This is a genomic window from Planobispora longispora (assembly GCF_016863135.1).
GTDB lineage: Bacteria > Actinomycetota > Actinomycetes > Streptosporangiales > Streptosporangiaceae > Planobispora > Planobispora longispora.
In genome coordinates this window covers 1-682 of the sequence record NZ_BOOH01000116.1, presented here as the reverse complement: position 1 = coordinate 682, position 682 = coordinate 1, and the positions used below count along the sequence as shown (strand labels likewise).

Genomic DNA, 682 nt, shown 5'->3' with positions numbered 1-682 from the left:
AGCGTCGTGCCGGCCGGGGACGGTCCAACGGCAACTCCAGCACCGCCGGAGCCCCCCGCAACACCTCCCGCCAGAACGCCAACCCCTCGACCGAAACCCCCGCCTCCCGCTCCCACACCGCGAAATCCGCAAACCCCGCCACCAACGGCGGCAACTCCTCCCCCCGATACAACGCCCCCACATCCCGCACCAACACCGCCCCCGACCACCCGTCGAACACGATGTGATGCACCCCCACCACCAGCACATGCTCCCGCGCCCCCACCTCCACCAGCCAAAACCGCGCCACCGGCCCCACCGCCAGATCCACCCCGCCCGCCGCCTCGGCCACCACCCGATCAACCACCACCCGCCCCGACACCGACCCCGACACCGACCCCGACACCGAACCCGAACCCGAACCCGTCACCGAAGCGGCCACCGAACCCGCCCCCGACACCCCCACCCGCTCCACCACCACCGGACCCGGCGGATCCACCACCATCACCGGCTCCCCGTCCACCGCCATGAACCGACACCGCAACGCCTCCTGCCGCGCCACCACCCCCTCCACCGCCCCCACCAGCCGATCCACGTCCAACCGGCCCACCAGACGCAACGCCAGCACCACCCCGTACTCCCGCGCACCCCCCGCCAGCCGATCCACGAACCACAACCGCCGCTGACCCAACGAGACCGGGAC

General features: G+C 72.4%; 1 protein-coding gene. It reads right to left on the bottom strand.

Annotated elements, in window-relative coordinates:
• A partial coding sequence (locus Plo01_RS39850) for a condensation domain-containing protein (protein ID WP_239317987.1) occupies positions 1-646 on the bottom strand: 646 nt, incomplete at its 3' end.
• Between the last annotated feature and the right edge of the window lie 36 nt (positions 647-682).